The following is a 14597-nucleotide window of genomic DNA, read 5'->3' as shown; positions in this document are numbered from 1 at the left end:
GCCCCCACCCGTACGGCGGACGGCGGACGGCGGACGGCGGACGGCGGACGGCGGATCGTACGCCCTGCAGGCCGCCCGACTGTCCGCCGGCCGCCTTCTACCCCACCGCCTGCGCCGCCGCCCGGCCAGCAGCCCGGCCCGAGAAGATGCAGCCGCCGAGGAAGGTGCCTTCAAGGGAGCGGTAGCCGTGGACGCCTCCGCCGCCGAATCCTGCCGCCTCGCCCGCCGCGTAGACCCCTTCCAGCACCTCTCCGCTCTCGGTGAGCACCCTCGACGAGAGGTCGGTCTCCAGACCGCCGAGCGACTTGCGGGTCAGGATGTTCAGGCGCACGGCGATCAGCGGACCGGCCTTGGGGTCCAGGATCCTGTGCGGCGACGCCGTACGGATCAGCTTGTCGCCCAGGTACCTGCGGGCCCCCCGGATCGCCGTGACCTGAAGGTCCTTGGTGAAGGGGTTGGCGATCTCGCGGTCCCGCGCCGTGATCTCGCGGCGCAGCTCCGCCTCGTCGATCAGCGGCTCGTCCGTGAGGGCGTTCATCCCCCGGACCAGCGCGGACAGGTCCTTCTCGACGACGAAGTCGACGCCGTTCTCCATGAACGCCTTCACCGGGCCCGGCACGTCCGCGCGGGCCCGGCCGATGACGTCCCGGACCGACTTGCCGGTGAGGTCGGGGTTCTGTTCGGAGCCGGAGAGGGCGAACTCCTTGCCGATGATGCGCTGGTCGAGGACGAACCAGGTGTGGTCGTACCCGGTCCGCATGATGTGTTCGAGCGTGCCGAGGGTGTCGAAGCCCGGGAAGAGCGGGACGGGCAGCCGACGGCCCGTCGCGTCGAGCCAGAGCGAGGACGGGCCGGGCAGGATGCGGATGCCGTGCCTGGCCCAGATCGGGTTCCAGTTCTCGATGCCCTCGGTGTAGTGCCACATCCGGTCGCGGTTGATGTGGTGGGCGCCGGCCTCCTCGGTGATGCCGAGCATCAGCCCGTCGACATGGGCGGGGACGCCGGAGAGCAGCTTCGCGGGCGGGGTACCGAGCCGGTCGGGCCACTGCTTGCGTACGAGATCGTGGTTGCCGCCGATGCCGCCCGAGGTGACGATCACGGCCTGGGCGCGGAGGGTGAAGGTGCCGGTGACCTCGCGGCTGCTCGCGGTGCCGCGTTCGGCGGTGGAGGCTTCCAGGATCTCGCCGCTGACGGTGTCCACGGCTCCGGCGGTGCGGCCGAGGCCGGTCACCCGGTGGCGGAAGCGGAGCTGGACCCGGCCGGTGGCAACCCCCTCGCGGACCCGGCGCTCGAACGGGGCGACGAGGCCGGGGCCCGTGCCCCAGGTGATGTGGAAGCGGGGCACCGAGTTCCCGTGCCCGTTCGCGTCGTAGCCGCCACGCTCGGCCCAGCCCACCACGGGGAAGAAGCGCACCCCGCGCGCGTGCAGCCAGGAGCGCTTCTCCCCCGCCGCGAAGTCGACGTACGCCTCCGCCCACTTCCGCGGCCAGCGGTCCTCGGGCCGGTCGAAGCCGGCCGTGCCGAGCCAGTCCTGGAGGGCGAGGTCGCGACTGTCCTTGATCCGCATCCGGCGCTGCTCGGGCGAGTCGACCAGGAAGAGCCCGCCGAAGGACCAGTGGGCCTGACCGCCCACGGACTGTTCGGGCTCCTGGTCGAGCAGGATCACGCTCCGCCCGGCGTCCACGAGTTCGGCGGTGGCCACCAGGCCGGCGAGGCCGGCTCCGACCACGATCACATCAGCGTCGTACAACATGGACCGAATCTTGGATACACCGATGTATCGAGTCAACAGTCCGGACCAAGCTGATCCGCGTGGACATCGCCAGGGCGGTGACCTCGGGCAGCCGTGACCCGGCTTCCGTCCGCTGGTGATTTCATGGCGGGATGACCAACCCCGCCGAAGAGATCCTGGACGTCGTCGACGAGAACGACGATGTGGTCGGCCGGGCCCCGCGCGCCGAGGTGTACGCGCGGGGTCTCATCCATCGCTGCGTCTTCATCCTGGTGCGGGACGCCGAGGACCGGATCTTCGTGCACCGGCGCACGCCGGTGAAGCTGGTCTACCCGTCGATGTACGACATGTTCGTCGGCGCGGGCGAGTCGTACGACGACGCGGCGCTGCGCGAGGCGGAGGAGGAACTGGGCGTCTCCGGGCTGCCGCACCCCGAGCCGCTGCTGCGGTTCCTGTACGACTCCGGGGGCGTGGCCGGGAAGTGGTGGTCCGCGGTCTACCAGGTGCGGTGCGAGCTGCCGGTGGATCCTCAGGTGGAGGAGGTCGCCTGGCACGCCTTCCTTCCGGAGGCGGAGGTCGTCGCGCGGCTCGGGGAGTGGGAGTGGGTCCCGGACGGGCTGGCGGCCTACGAACGTCTGCGTGCGCGCCGCGGTTAAAGTGCCCAGGTGAGTGACTTCGTACAGAGTCTGCGGCTGTGGTTCGCGCCGCAGCGGATCCGTGACGAGGGCGAGACCCCGGACTACCGGTTCTCGCTCGCCAACGAGCGCACCTTCCTCGCCTGGATCCGGACCGCGCTCGCGCTCGTCGGCGGCGGTTTCGCCGTCGACCAGTTCCTGCCGGATCTGCGATGGGGCGTACGGGTCGGGCTCGCGCTCGCGCTGCTCGCCGCGGGCGTGCTGTGCGCGCTGCGGGCGGTGAACCACTGGGTGCGGTGCGAGCGGGCGATGCGGCGCGGGGACGACCTGCCCGTGTCGCGCTTCCCGACGGTGCTGAGCCTCGCGGTGGCCGTGGTCGCGCTGGCGATGGTGGTGGTCATCCTCGTCGGCTGGGCCGGACGGTGACCGAGGCGGCGAAGCCCGACCGGGACCCCGGGCTGCAGCCGGAGCGGACCCGGCTCGCGTGGCGGCGTACGACGCTGACCTGCACGGTCGTGGTGGTGCTCGCGACGAAGTCGGCGATCAGTGACGCGATCACGGCGGCGGCGGTGGCGGGCGCCGCGCTCACCGCGCTGGTCTGGATCGGGTTCCTGGCCCTCGCCCACCGCCGGATCCGTGCCCTGGACGCGGCGCGCCCGCGGCCGCTCTCCCCTCGTGGCGCGCTGCTCGCGACGGCGTGCACGGTCGCGCTGGCGGCGCTCGCGGTGGCCGTCGTGCTGTAGTCGCCCCGGTCCTGCGCCGCCCGGCCGCCGCTGTCGCCCCGGTCCCGCTCCGCCCGGCCGCCGCCGTAGCTCAGCCTCCGTCCGCCCGCCGTTCCCCGCCCGCCGTCCCCGCCCGTCCGCCCGCCCGCCGTCCCCGTCCGCCCGCCGCCCGCCGTCCCCCGGCCGTCGCTCCGCCCCCGTCCGCCGTCGGGCTCCGCTCGCCGTCAGTCGGGCCACTCCACCGTGACCACGACCTTGCCGTTCAGGCCGCCCTCCTGGCCGGCCCGCTGGGCGTCGGCGGCCTGTTCCAGCGGGAAGGACCGCGCCACCCGTACGGAAAGGGCGCCCTCGTCGGCCAGGGCGGCGAGCGCGGCGAGGTCCTGGGCGTCGGGCCGGACCCAGAAGTAGCGGCCGCCCAGGCCGATCACCTCGCCGTCCGCGATCGAGGCGAGGCGGCCGTCGGGGGCGAGGATCCGCGGGGTGAGCTTGAGGAACGGTCCGCCGATCGTGTCGAAGGCCGCGTCCACCCCCTGCGGCGCCAGCTCACGGACCTGCTCGACGAAGGTGGCCTCGTCGTAGACCACCGGCTCGGCGCCCAGCTCCTCGATCCGCTCCCGGCCGGCCTCGCGGACCGCGCCGATGACCCGGCAGCCGAGGTGGCGGGCGATCTGCACGGCCATGGAGCCGACCCCGCCGGCCGCCGCGTGCACGAGGATCGTGTCGCCGGAACGGACGGTGAGCGCCTGGTGGAGCACCTGATAGGCCGTGAGTCCGACCAGCGGAAGCGCGGCGGACTCCTCGAAGCCGAGGGTGCGCGGCTTGCGGGCGAGGGTGCGGACCGGGGCGGCGACGTACTCCGCGAAGGTGCCGCGGCAGAGAAAGTCCTCGCGGACGTAGCCCATGACCTCGTCGCCGACTGCGAACTCGGCGACGGAGACACCGGGCTGGACGACGACCCCCGAGACGTCCCAGCCGGGTACGACCGGGAAGACGGCGTCGATCATCCCGTCGAGGTAGCCCGCCTGGGCCTTCCAGTCGACGGGGTTCACGGCAGCCGCGCGCACCTTCACGAGGACGTCGTCGGGGCCGACCTTGGGGTCGGGCCGCTCCCCGTACTCGAGCACCTCGGGTCCGCCGTACCGGCTGTAGCTGATCGCCTTCATAACCCGAACGATCACTGTGGCCCCGGGGGGCCGCAAGCCGGATACCCCCGGCGGAGTGCGGTGGCGTGCGGCGAGGCGCGCGACGGGACACCAGGGCGACACAGGGACGAATGGGTCATTTCGGACTAGCCTGAGGTCATGACCCTTCTTCACCACGAGCACCCCACCCACGCGCACACGCACGGGCCCTCGTGCGGGCACACCGCCGTGACCCACCACGACCACGTGGACTACGCCCACGACGGGCACCTGCACCGTGAGCACTCCGGGCACTGGGACGAGTGCGAGCCCACGTCCCACGTCCCGCACACCCACCCCGATCACACGCACGGGCCGGACTGCGGGCACACGGCAGTCGAACACGGCGACCACGTCGACTACGTGCACGACGGACACCGGCACGCCGCGCACGGCAACCACTGGGACGACCACTGAGCCATGTGCGGAACGGGCCCGACTGGCAGGCTCCCCCGAGGGGAAGTACTCGCCGGTCGGGCCGTTCTTCACATCCAGGGGGTTTCCTTGTCCGTCACCGATCCGTACGTCGTCGCGCTCGCCCCGCGCGTGCACGCCTTCGTCCAGCCCGACGGCGGCTGGTGTCTGAACAACGCCGGGTTCGTCGGGGATCGCGGCGAGTCGCTGCTCGTGGACACCGCCGCGACCGAGCGGCGCGCGCGACTGCTCCGCGAGGCGGTCCTCGCCGAGGGGCTGCCGCTCCCCCGCACGATCGTCTCCACCCACCACCACGGCGACCACACCTACGGGAACGGGGTGTTCCTGCCGGAGGCGCGGATCGTCGGGCACGAGTCCTGCCGGGCCGAGCAGCTCGCGGCCGGACGGCAGCTCCACCTGCTCTGGCCGCAGACCGAGTTCGGCGAGATCGAGGTGACGCCGCCGTCGCTCACGTACGGCGAGCGGCTGACGCTGTACGTGGGCGACCTTGAGGTGCGCGTGCTGCACCCCGGTCCCGCGCACACGACCGGCGACTCGATCGTCCATCTCCCGGAAGAGGGCGTGGTCTTCACGGGAGACCTGGTCTTCCACGGCGGAACACCCTTCCTTCCGATGGGTTCGCTCGCGGGCTCGCTGCGCGCGCTCGACCTGCTGCGCTCGCTGGACGCCCCGACGGTGGTGCCGGGGCACGGGCGGGTGACGGACCCCTCGGCGTACGACGCGACGGAGCGGTATCTGCGCTGGGTGGCCGAGCTGGCCCGCGAGGGGTACGCCAAGGGGGCGGCACCGCTGGAGACGGCGCGCTCGGCGGACCTCGGGGAGTTCGCGGCGTGGCGGGAGAGCGAGCGCCTGGTGGCCAACCTGCACCGTGGGTACGCGGAGTTGAACGGCCTTCCCGAGGGTTCGCCGCTGGACCCGGTGACGGTCTTCGGTGACATGGCCGCGATGAACGGCGGCGTTCCGGTGGCCTGCCACGCGTGAGCCGGGGCCTGTCTCGCGACGGCCCGCCGGGTGTCGAGAGGGGGGCGTTCGGGCCGTGTCGCAGGGCCCCAGGGGCCGGGAAGTCTGCCCTGCCGTACCTGGCGGGACGTCAGTCCACCCGGATATACCGGGAAGGCAGACGACCGGCACCCGAAGGGACCTCCATGTACGACCGAGCGAGCAGCCGGGCCGCGAAGAAGCGGGACGCCTCGGCGGACCGCACCTCCTCGGCCCGGGGGGTGGCGCCCGCCGAGTCCCTGCTCGACCTCCAGCGCTCGGCCGGGAACGCCGCCGTGGTCCAGATGCTGCGACGGGCCGGTGCCGCCCAGGACGAGCACCGGCACGGCGCGGGGTGCGGGCACGAGGAGGCGCCGGGGCCGTCGGTGCAGCGCTCCTCCGTGCACAACGTCCTGCGCGGTGGCGGCCGGCCGCTCGACGCCGAGAGCCGGTCCGACATGGAGGCGCGGTTCGGGGCCGACTTCTCCGACGTCCGCATCCACACGGACTCCGCCGCCCAGGCGTCCGCCACCGAGCTCGGCGCCTCGGCCTACACCTCCGGCAGCCACATCGTCGCCGGGCCCGGTGGCATGGACCGGCACACCCTCGCGCACGAGCTGACCCACGTCCTCCAGCAGCGCAAGGGGCCGGTGGCCGGGACCGACCGGGGTGACGGGCTGCGCGTCAGCGATCCGTCGGACCGGTTCGAGCGTGAGGCCGAGGCCACGGCTCACCGGGTGCTGCGTTCGGCGACCGAGGTCGCCGGGGAGGCGACGGCCGACGCGGCGCCGGTCGCCGGGGGGACCGGCGACGTCCAGCGCATGCACCACCCGGGCAAGATCGACGACGAGGTGCGCAGGCTGCTCGACCAGGCGGACGAGAGCATCAACGACTACGTCGCCGAGTACGACACCTGGGCCGCGAACCGCACCAAGCAGAAATGGATCTTCGCCAACCCGGAACTCAACGACAACGTCGAGTACATCCACAACCTGGTGGGCCCGCTCCAGGGGCGTGACAAGGCCGAGGTGGTGGCCGCCGTCGAGGCGAGCCTCCGTGCCGATCTGACCACCACCTCGTCGGAGACGATGGCGAGTTCCCAGGCGGCGGCGCTGAACGCCAAGCGCAAGCTCGTCCTCGGCCGGACGGGCGACACCGGCCGGTGGGCCCAGTACCAGCAGGGGAAGCCCCAGGTCGGGGACCGGCTGCCCGAGGACGCGCGGATGGGCCGGCGGCTCAACACCACCAAGTGGTCCGTCCCCGTCAACTACGCCTTCATGGACGGAGGCATCGCCGAGCGCGCCGTGTTCAAGATCCTCACCGATCTCGGTGCCCAGATCGAAGGCATGCTGATCGGCGGGCAGTTGCACGCGGGCAACTTCTGGAACGAGATCGAGGCCCTGGGCGACGGCGCGCTCTGGGACAGCAACAAGGCGGCCGACGAGGGCGGCCCCCAGGCGATGCTGGGCCACGAGATCCTGCAGCTCCTGGAGTCCGGCTACCAGTTCTTCGGCCGGGAGAGCACCTACGCGCAGGGCGCCAGGCTGGTGGCGATCCACCCGGACCGGCCGGCGCCCGCGCCCGGCGACAAGGCCCAGCCGATCACACTCCCCTGAGTCCGTCTCCGAGTCCCCCGGCGGGCCCGTCGGCAGGTCCGTCGGCGAGCACGTCGGCGACTCCGTCTCCGAGTCCCCCGGCGGCGCGGAGCCTTCGCAGGGCCGCCGCGTCGTCGCGGTCGCGGTGGGTGCCGTCGTCCTCCAGCCAGCGGCGGTGCAGGGCGGCGAGGGCTTCGCGGTCCAGTTCGACGCCGAGGCCGGGGGCGTCGGAGACCGCGAGGCGCCCGTCCCGGAACACGGGGCGGATGGTGACCACGTCCTCGGTCTGCCAGGGGTAGTGGGTGTCGCAGGCGTGGTCCAGGTCGGGCAGGGTGGCGGCGACCTGGGTCATGGCCGCGAGGCTGATGCCGAGGTGGGTGTTGGAGTGCATGGAGAGCCCGACGCCGTACGTGCGGCAGAGCGCGGCCAGCTCGCGCGTACGGTGCAGGCCGCCCCAGTAGTGGTGGTCGCAGAGCACGATCCGTACCGCGTCCCGGGCGAAGGCCTCGGGGATCTCCTCGAAGGTCGTCACGCACATGTTGGTCGCGAGCGGCACGTCCGTACGGGACGCGACCTCGGCCATGGTGCCGGTGCCGGTCGTCGGGTCCTCCAGGTACTCCAGGACCCCCTTCAGCTCGCGTGCCACCTCCAGCGCGGTCTCCACGGACCAGGCGCCGTTCGGGTCGAGACGGAGCGGCCGGCCGGGGAACTCCTCGGCAAGGGCGCGGATCGCGGCGATCTCCTGCTCGGGCGGGAAGACACCGCCCTTGAGCTTGAAGGAGCGGAAGCCGTACGTCCGGTCGAAGCGGCGGGCCTGCTCGACGACGCCCGCCGGGTCGAGGGCCCGGCCCCAGCCGTCTGCCCCGGCGACCTTGTGGAAGAGATAGGCGCTGTACTCGACGGAGTCACGGACCCTGCCGCCGAGGAGGGCGTGGACGGGGAGGCCGAGGCTCTTGCCGAGCGCGTCGAGGTAGGCGACCTCGAAGGCCGAGACGACGGAGAGGCGGAGCTTGGCGGCGGTCTGGGCCCCACGCAGGCCGCCCGCGTCGACGCGCTCGTCGACGCGCTCGTCGACAGCCCGTGAGTCGCCGCACACCCGCGCGGCCAGCACGAACAGACCGTTCACGTCCGTGACCGCACGGCCGGGCAGCGCCTCGGCCAGCGGCCGCGCGAGATCCAGGTACCTCCCGTCGCCGTACGTCTCCCCAAGGCCGGTGCCCCCGCCCCGCGTCGCCACTTCCACCACCAGGCGGGGCGTGAAGGGCTGGTGGACTCCCTGCGTGTTGAGCAGGGGCGGGTCGGCGATCAGGATCGGAGTCAGCCGGACTTCCTCGACGAGCAGGTCTGGATCCATATGTGAACTCTATTCAGGGTTTCGATCCCCCACCAGACCGCCCGCGCCCCTTTCCGGCCCGAACCCTGGACGACATACCGACTGGTCGGTCATCATGAACGCCGACCCGCCCCCCCGTCCCCGGAGGTACGCCCGATGAGCTCAGCCCCGCCGCCAGGTCTCGATCCCGAGCAGTTGCGCGGATTCCTCGACCGGGAACGGCCGGGACTCGTGCGCGGCCCGCTCGACGCCCGGCTGATCGAGGGCGGCCGGTCCAACCTGACGTATGTCGTCACCGACGGCACCGGCCGATGGGTGGTGCGCCGGCCGCCGCTCGGCCATGTCCTCGCCACCGCGCACGACATGAAGCGCGAGCACCGGGTGATCAGCGCCCTGCACGCGACGGCCGTGCCCGTCCCGGAGACCGTCATCCTCTGCGAGGACGACACCGTCCTCGGGGCGCCGTTCTACGTCATGGAGTTCGTCGCCGGCACTCCGTACCGCTCGGCCGAGCAGCTCGCCCCGCTCGGCCCCGAGCGCACTCGCGAGGCAGTCCTCGGCCTGGTCGACACGCTCGTCGACCTGCACGCCGTGGACCCGGCGGCGGTGGGTCTCGGCGACTTCGGGCGCCCCGACGGCTTCCTCGACCGGCAGCTGCGCCGCTGGGGCAAGCAGCTCGACGCCTCCCGCAACCGTGACCTGGCGGGTATCGACGAGCTGCACGCCGCCCTCGGCCGCGCGCTCCCGTCCTCCCCCGCCCCGGCCGTCGTCCACGGCGACTACCGTCTGGACAACGTCCTCATCGGCGAGGACGACCGGATCAAGGCGGTCCTCGACTGGGAGATGTCCACGCTCGGCGACCCGCTGACCGACCTCGGTCTGCTCGCGATGTACAGCGCGCCGCTCGACGTCCCCCACTCCCCCGTCAGCACGACCGCCACGGCCGCCGGGCACCCCACGCCCGCCGAGCTGATCGAGCGGTACGCCGCACGCTCGGGACGCGACACCTCCGCCATCTCCTGGTACACGGCCTTCGCCTGGTTCAAGCTCGCCGTGATCCTGGAGGGCATCCACTACCGCTACACCCTCGGCCAGACCGTCGGCGCCGGCTTCGACCGCATCGGCGAACTCGTCCCCGTCTTCATCGAGCACGGCCTCACCACCCTCCAGGAAGGCTGATCCGCCATGGACTTCGCATTCGACGCGCGCACCGAGGAGCTGCGGGCGAAGCTGCTCGCCTTCATGGACGAGCACGTCTACCCGGCCGAGCCGATCGCCGAGGAGCAGCGGGCGCTGCTCGCCTCGCCGTGGGACACCCCGCAGATCGTGGAGGACCTGAAGGCCGAGGCCCGCCGCCAGGGTCTGTGGAACCTCTTCCTGCCCGACGCCGAGCACGGGGCGGGACTGACCAACCTCCAGTACGCGCCGCTCGCCGAGATCACCGGCCGCAGCCCGCACCTGGCCCCCACCGCCCTCAACTGCGCGGCGCCGGACACCGGGAACATGGAGGTGCTCGCCCAGTTCGGCGACGAGGCGCAGAAGAAGCAGTGGCTGGAGCCGCTGCTCGCCGGGGAGATCCGCTCGGCGTTCGCGATGACGGAGCCGGAGGTGGCCTCCTCGGACGCGACGAACATCGAGACGCGGATCATCCGCGACGATGGGGGCGCCTCCCGCTCGAGCGGAGCCGAGAGTGGGGGAGGTTACGTGATCAACGGCCGCAAGTGGTACATCTCCGGCGCGATGAACCCAGACTGCAAGATCTTCATCGTGATGGGCAAGACCGACCCGGACGGCGCCGACATCCGCCGCCAGCAGTCGATGATCCTCGTACCCCGTGACACCCCCGGCCTGGAGGTGCGCCGGGCGATGCAGGTGTACGGCTACGAGGACCACTCCCACGGCGGTCATGCCGAGGTCGTCTTCCACGACGTCCGTGTCCCGGCCTCGAACCTCGTCGGCGAGGAGGGCGGCGGCTTCGCCATCGCCCAGGCCCGGCTCGGCCCGGGCCGGATCCACCACTGCATGCGGCTGATCGGCATGGCCGAGCGGGCCATCGAGCTGATGTGCCGCCGCGCCGTCTCCCGGACCGCCTTCGGCAAGCCGATCGCCCAGCAGGGCGTGGTCCAGAACTGGATCGCGGACGCCCGGGTGACGGTCGAGCAGCTGCGGCTGCTCGTCCTCAAGACGGCCTGGCTGATGGACACCGTCGGCAACCGGGGCGCCCACACGGAGATCCAGGCCATCAAGATCGCGACCCCGCGCGCGGTGGTCGACATCCTCGACAAGGCCGTCCAGGTGCACGGAGCGGGCGGGGTCTCGCAGGACTTCCCGCTGGCCGAACTCTGGGCCGCCGCGCGCACGCTGAAGCTGGCGGACGGGCCGGACGAGGTGCACCAGCGGTCGCTGGCGCGGCGGGAGCTGAAGCGATACCTCTAGCCGCTCCTACGGGCGCAGCGCGCGCAGCAGCAGGTCGGCGAGCTGGTCGGCCACCTGCTGCGGCGTCAGCGGCCCGTCCGGTCGGTACCAGGTGGACAGGTGGTGGACGGAGCCGAAGTGGTAGTCCACCACCAGGTCCGCCGGGGTCGCGGACGAGAAGACCCCGGCCTGCTGGCCCTCCTCGATCAGCGCGCGGAACCGCTCGTGGTAGCGGCGCCGCTCGGCCCGTACCTGCTTGTTCTTCTCCGGGCTGAGGTGGTGCATCGAGCGGAAGAAGATCGAGGCGTCGTCGAGGTTGTCGATCGTGGTGACCACGACGTCGGCGGCGGCGTCGCGCAGGCGCTGCTCGACCGGGGCGTCGGCGTCCGCGAAGGCGTCCAGCCGCTCCTGCTGGAGCCGCAGGACCCGGGAGTAGACCTCCTGGAGGAGGTCCTCCTTGGAGCCGAAGTAGTGGTAGAGCGCGCCCTTGGTGACGCCCGCCGCCTCCACGATCTCCTGGACGGAGGTGCGGTCGTAGCCCTGTTCCGCGAAGAGCCGGGTGGCGGCGGCCAGCAGCCTCTGGGGGACGGGGGTACCGCTCCCGTCCGTCGTCCTGGCCATGCGCCGCCGCCTCTCTCTGGTGATCATCGGTGTGGGGTCGTCCTACGTGAGGGAACGCAGTTCCCTTCTGAGGATCTTCCCACTTGTCGTCTTGGACAGCTCCGCCAGGATCTCGACCTCGCGCGGATACCTGTACGCGGCGAGCCGCTGTTCGCAGTAGGCGGACAGCTCGGCCGGCTCGACGGCGCTGCCCGGGCGCAGACTGACGTAACGCCTTGACCGTCTCGCTGCGGTAGGCGTCGGGGACGCCGACGACGGCGGCCTCGCGGACGGCCGGGTGGGTGTAGAGGACGTCCTCCACCTCCCGCCGCGCTCCAGGCCCCGGGCTGCGAGGTGCCCGGCGACCGAGTCGGAGAGCGTGTCGGTCTCGCGGTACGTCAGACGGCCGTCGAAGTAGGCGAGGGCCGGGCGCTCGGGGGCGCGGAAGGCGTGCAGCACGGTGGGCGGCGGGGTTATGGGAGCGCTCTGGGCCTCGGTGAGCTGGGCGAGCCAGGGCCTGGCGGCGTAGAGCGACTCCGTCATCGGGTCTCGCCCTCCCACTTTCGGTGGATGTGGTTCATGTTGCCGAGCCACCGCTCGGGATCGTTCGCCCGGGCACGGTAGTAGTCGGCGACCTCGGCGTGCGGGAGGACCAGGAAGCGGTCCGCCTCGATGGCGTCGAAGAGGGAGTCGGCGACGTCCTCGGGCTCGATGGCGGTGGGGGCGAGGACGAGTTCGCCGGCCGATCCGGCGGCGGTGAGCATGTCCGTACGGACGCCCTGCGGGCAGATCGCGTGGACCTTGAGGCCGCGGTGGCGGTAGGTGAGGGAGAGCCATTCGGCGAAGGCGTACGCGCCGTGCTTGGAGACGCTGTAGGGGGCGGCGCCCACCATGGTCAGCAGGCCGGCGGCGGAGACGGTGGAGACGAAACGGCCGCTGCCGCGTTCCAGCCAGTCGGGGAGCAGCGCCCGGGCGGCGCGGACGTGGGCCATCACGTTGACGTCCCAGGCGGCGGCCCAGACGGCCTCGTCGGCGAAGGCGTCGCCGGGCGAGGCCAGACCGGCGTTGGCGCACCACACGTCGATGGTGCCGGTGCCGCCGAGGGCCTCGCGGGCCTCGTCGACGATCTCCGAGGCATCGCCCGGGACGGCGGTGGCGCCGATCTCCTCGGCGACGGCCTTGGCGCGGTCGGGGTCGAGGTCGTTGACGACGACCCGGGCGCCCTCGGCGGCGAACCGGCGGGCGAGGGCCGCTCCGATCCCGCCGCCCGCACCCGTGACGACCACTCCGGAACCCTGCACCGTACTCATCGAGACCCGCCTCTCCGTTGCGACAGTACGAACAGACTAACCAGTCGGTATGTCGTGGCGAAAGTCCCCTGCGCACGCCTCGTTCCCTGGGGCCGTCAGGAGCGCTAGCGTGCGTGGCCATGTCCGGGGAAGGCGATCAAGGAGGTTTCCGCATGAACCTGTCGAGCCTGTCGAGCCCTTCCAGACGCCGCCTGCTGGCCGCCGGCGGCGCACTGGGGGTGGGCGCGATGGCCGCCCCGGCGGCGGCGCACGGGGGCGGCCGGCGGGTGCGCACCGGATTCGAGCGGCTGGCCGCCGACGGCTACGCGCCGCTCGCCGGGCAGCGGGTCGGCGTCGTCACCAACCCGACCGGCATCACCTCCGACGTACGCCACATCGTCGACGTGATGCACGCCGACGACCGGGTGGACCTGGTGGCGGTCTTCGGGCCCGAGCACGGTTTCCGGGGCACGGCGCAGGCCGGCGGCTCCGAGGGCCGCCACGACGACCCCGCGACCGGGCTTCCCGTCTACGACACGTACCTGAAGAGCGGGCAGCCGCTCGCGGACGTCTTCACCGCATCGGGCGTGGACACCGTGGTCTTCGACATCCAGGACGCGGGTGCCCGCTTCTACACGTACATCTGGACGCTGTACGACTGCATGGTGGCGGCCGAGCTGGCGGGGAAACGGTTCGTCGTCCTCGACCGGCCCAATCCGGCCACCGGGCGAGCGGCGCTCGGCCCGGTCCTCGACCGCGCCTTCGCCACCTTCGTGGGACGCGAACCGATCGCGCAGGCCCACGGCATGACGGTGTCGGAGCTGGCACGGCTCTTCAACGGGGAGTTCCTCCCGAAGCCGGTGGAGCTGGAGACCGTCCAGATGTCGGGCTGGAGGCGGCGCGACTTCTTCGACACGACCGGGCTGCCGTGGGTACCGCCGAGTCCCAACATGCCGACGCCCGACACCGCGCTCGTCTACTCCGGCACCTGCCTCTTCGAGGGCACCAACCTCTCCGAGGGGCGCGGCACCACTCGCCCGTTCGAACTGCTCGGGGCGGAGGGCGTGGACCGGCGGTGGGCCGAGGCCGCGAACGCGCTGGAGCTGCCCGGTGTGCGGTTCCGGGAGGCGTACTTCGCCCCGACCTTCTCCAAGTTCCAGGGGAAGACCGTCGGCGGGGTCCAGGTGCAGGTGCACGACCGGGACGCCTTCGACCCCGTACGGACCGGAATCGGGCTGCTCGTCAGCGCCAGACGCTCGTGGAGCGGCTTCGCCTGGCGGGCGGACAACTGGATCGACAAGCTGACGGGCTCGACGCGCGTGCGGACCCTGATCGACGCGGGCGCCGACACGGACGAGGTCGTCGGGGCGTGGGGCGCCGACCTGGCCGCCTTCCGTGCGGTGCGGAAGGAGTACCTGCTCTACCGGTGACGACGGCGGGACGGCCGACGGCGGTGGGGCAGACCCCCGGATGATCACTGGTGCGGGCGGGTTGGCCCACGGCCCCCGCCGCCGACAGGCTTGATCCTTGACGCTCCCCTCCCTGAAGGGAGGGGATTCCTACGGCTCGCGCCGTGAGACTTCCTGTTTCATCGCCGACTGCCCGCCCGGAGAACTCCGTTGAGGTCTTACACCAGCTCCGCAGGCTGCGACCGCCCGTCCGGCGGCCAGAAGGTTCTTCGC

The 14597-nt window shown here is 72.3% G+C and carries 14 protein-coding genes and 2 pseudogenes; 9 read left to right on the top strand and 7 right to left on the bottom strand.

The window, feature by feature from the left end:
- Positions 1-97: 97 nt before the first annotated feature.
- Positions 98-1753 (bottom strand): FAD-binding dehydrogenase, encoded by a 1656-nt coding sequence (locus ACFUJR_RS10200; RefSeq protein ID WP_383177503.1) that lies wholly within the window; start codon positions 1751-1753, stop codon positions 98-100.
- Between the two features lie 131 nt (positions 1754-1884).
- Between ACFUJR_RS10200 and ACFUJR_RS10195 the strand changes: the two genes are divergently transcribed.
- From ACFUJR_RS10195 to ACFUJR_RS10185, 3 genes are read left to right on the top strand one after another with little or no spacing between them, the layout of a single operon-like run.
- Positions 1885-2388 carry an NUDIX domain-containing protein gene (locus ACFUJR_RS10195; RefSeq protein WP_383177506.1) on the top strand — a complete coding sequence of 168 codons (504 nt, stop codon included), beginning with the start codon at positions 1885-1887 and terminating at the stop codon, positions 2386-2388.
- Between the two features lie 9 nt (positions 2389-2397).
- Positions 2398-2793: a YidH family protein gene (locus tag ACFUJR_RS10190; protein WP_383177509.1), complete on the top strand. Its 396-nt coding sequence runs from the start codon at positions 2398-2400 to the stop codon at positions 2791-2793.
- Entirely contained in the window at positions 2790-3110 is a 321-nt protein-coding gene (locus ACFUJR_RS10185) for a DUF202 domain-containing protein (RefSeq protein ID WP_383177512.1), read from the top strand. The genes ACFUJR_RS10190 and ACFUJR_RS10185 overlap by 4 nt, the downstream gene beginning before the upstream one ends.
- Before the next feature lie 203 nt (positions 3111-3313).
- Here the strand turns inward: ACFUJR_RS10185 and ACFUJR_RS10180 are convergent, their stop codons facing one another.
- Positions 3314-4252, bottom strand: a complete 939-nt coding sequence (locus ACFUJR_RS10180; protein ID WP_383177515.1) for an NADP-dependent oxidoreductase — start codon at positions 4250-4252, stop codon at positions 3314-3316.
- 138 nt (positions 4253-4390) lie between these two features.
- On the opposite strand from ACFUJR_RS10180, the gene ACFUJR_RS10175 reads away from it, so the two are divergent.
- The 3 genes from ACFUJR_RS10175 (at position 4391) to ACFUJR_RS10165 (ending at position 7299) form a co-directional block, all read left to right on the top strand.
- On the top strand, positions 4391-4687 hold the full coding sequence (locus ACFUJR_RS10175) for a hypothetical protein (protein WP_352189877.1): 297 nt from the start codon (positions 4391-4393) through the stop codon (positions 4685-4687).
- A gap of 87 nt (positions 4688-4774) precedes the next feature.
- Positions 4775-5686, top strand: a complete 912-nt coding sequence (locus tag ACFUJR_RS10170; RefSeq protein ID WP_383177519.1) for an MBL fold metallo-hydrolase — start codon at positions 4775-4777, stop codon at positions 5684-5686.
- 164 nt (positions 5687-5850) lie between these two features.
- The gene (locus ACFUJR_RS10165) at positions 5851-7299 is read left to right on the top strand and encodes a DUF4157 domain-containing protein (RefSeq protein ID WP_383177522.1); all 1449 of its coding nucleotides are present in this window, start codon (positions 5851-5853) and stop codon (positions 7297-7299) included.
- Here the strand turns inward: ACFUJR_RS10165 and ACFUJR_RS10160 are convergent.
- On the bottom strand, positions 7286-8632 hold the full coding sequence (locus tag ACFUJR_RS10160) for an enolase C-terminal domain-like protein (RefSeq protein WP_383177525.1): 1347 nt from the start codon (positions 8630-8632) through the stop codon (positions 7286-7288). The genes ACFUJR_RS10165 and ACFUJR_RS10160 overlap by 14 nt on opposite strands.
- A 135-nt stretch (positions 8633-8767) precedes the next feature.
- Between ACFUJR_RS10160 and ACFUJR_RS10155 the strand changes: the two genes are divergently transcribed.
- Positions 8768-9790 (top strand): phosphotransferase family protein, encoded by a 1023-nt coding sequence (locus ACFUJR_RS10155; RefSeq protein ID WP_383177528.1) that lies wholly within the window; start codon positions 8768-8770, stop codon positions 9788-9790.
- A gap of 6 nt (positions 9791-9796) precedes the next feature.
- On the top strand, positions 9797-11047 hold the full coding sequence (locus ACFUJR_RS10150; protein ID WP_383177531.1) for an acyl-CoA dehydrogenase family protein: 1251 nt from the start codon (positions 9797-9799) through the stop codon (positions 11045-11047).
- Positions 11048-11053: 6 nt separating this feature from the next.
- Here the strand turns inward: ACFUJR_RS10150 and ACFUJR_RS10145 are convergent, their stop codons facing one another.
- The 3 genes and pseudogenes from ACFUJR_RS10145 to ACFUJR_RS10135 form a co-directional block, all read right to left on the bottom strand.
- A complete protein-coding gene (locus ACFUJR_RS10145) occupies positions 11054-11647 on the bottom strand; it encodes a TetR/AcrR family transcriptional regulator (RefSeq protein ID WP_361601442.1) in 594 nt (197 codons plus the stop codon).
- A gap of 42 nt (positions 11648-11689) precedes the next feature.
- Positions 11690-11954 (bottom strand): annotated as a pseudogene (locus tag ACFUJR_RS10140) (long-chain fatty acid--CoA ligase); the annotation flags it as partial.
- A 211-nt stretch (positions 11955-12165) separates the two neighbouring features.
- Positions 12166-12936 (bottom strand): SDR family oxidoreductase, encoded by a 771-nt coding sequence (locus tag ACFUJR_RS10135; RefSeq protein ID WP_383177535.1) that lies wholly within the window; start codon positions 12934-12936, stop codon positions 12166-12168.
- Positions 12937-13088: 152 nt separating this feature from the next.
- Here ACFUJR_RS10135 and ACFUJR_RS10130 point away from each other — a divergent pair, with 152 nt between their 5' ends.
- Positions 13089-14345 (top strand): exo-beta-N-acetylmuramidase NamZ domain-containing protein, encoded by a 1257-nt coding sequence (locus ACFUJR_RS10130; protein WP_383177538.1) that lies wholly within the window; start codon positions 13089-13091, stop codon positions 14343-14345.
- Between the two features lie 129 nt (positions 14346-14474).
- Here the strand turns inward: ACFUJR_RS10130 and ACFUJR_RS10125 are convergent.
- A pseudogene (locus ACFUJR_RS10125) lies at positions 14475-14597 on the bottom strand (RNA-guided endonuclease TnpB family protein); the annotation flags it as partial.

It is taken from the genome of Streptomyces sp. NPDC057271, assembly GCF_042668715.1.
Classification (GTDB): Bacteria; Actinomycetota; Actinomycetes; order Streptomycetales; family Streptomycetaceae; genus Streptomyces.
Note: the sequence above shows the minus strand (reverse complement) of the source record. Positions and strands in the feature narration are given on the sequence as shown.

Excerpts from the sequence above, each read along its gene's own strand:
- ACFUJR_RS10200 (WP_383177503.1), bottom strand. The coding sequence starts at position 1,753 with ATGTTGTACGACGCTGATGTGATCGTGGTCGGAGCCGGCCTCGCCGGC.
- ACFUJR_RS10195 (WP_383177506.1), top strand. The coding sequence starts at position 1,885 with ATGACCAACCCCGCCGAAGAGATCCTGGACGTCGTCGACGAGAACGAC.
- ACFUJR_RS10180 (WP_383177515.1), bottom strand. The coding sequence starts at position 4,252 with ATGAAGGCGATCAGCTACAGCCGGTACGGCGGACCCGAGGTGCTCGAG.
- ACFUJR_RS10175 (WP_352189877.1), top strand. The coding sequence starts at position 4,391 with ATGACCCTTCTTCACCACGAGCACCCCACCCACGCGCACACGCACGGG.
- ACFUJR_RS10165 (WP_383177522.1), top strand. The coding sequence starts at position 5,851 with ATGTACGACCGAGCGAGCAGCCGGGCCGCGAAGAAGCGGGACGCCTCG.
- ACFUJR_RS10160 (WP_383177525.1), bottom strand. The coding sequence starts at position 8,632 with ATGGATCCAGACCTGCTCGTCGAGGAAGTCCGGCTGACTCCGATCCTG.
- ACFUJR_RS10155 (WP_383177528.1), top strand. The coding sequence starts at position 8,768 with ATGAGCTCAGCCCCGCCGCCAGGTCTCGATCCCGAGCAGTTGCGCGGA.
- ACFUJR_RS10150 (WP_383177531.1), top strand. The coding sequence starts at position 9,797 with ATGGACTTCGCATTCGACGCGCGCACCGAGGAGCTGCGGGCGAAGCTG.
- ACFUJR_RS10145 (WP_361601442.1), bottom strand. The coding sequence starts at position 11,647 with ATGGCCAGGACGACGGACGGGAGCGGTACCCCCGTCCCCCAGAGGCTG.
- ACFUJR_RS10135 (WP_383177535.1), bottom strand. The coding sequence starts at position 12,936 with ATGAGTACGGTGCAGGGTTCCGGAGTGGTCGTCACGGGTGCGGGCGGC.
- ACFUJR_RS10130 (WP_383177538.1), top strand. The coding sequence starts at position 13,089 with ATGAACCTGTCGAGCCTGTCGAGCCCTTCCAGACGCCGCCTGCTGGCC.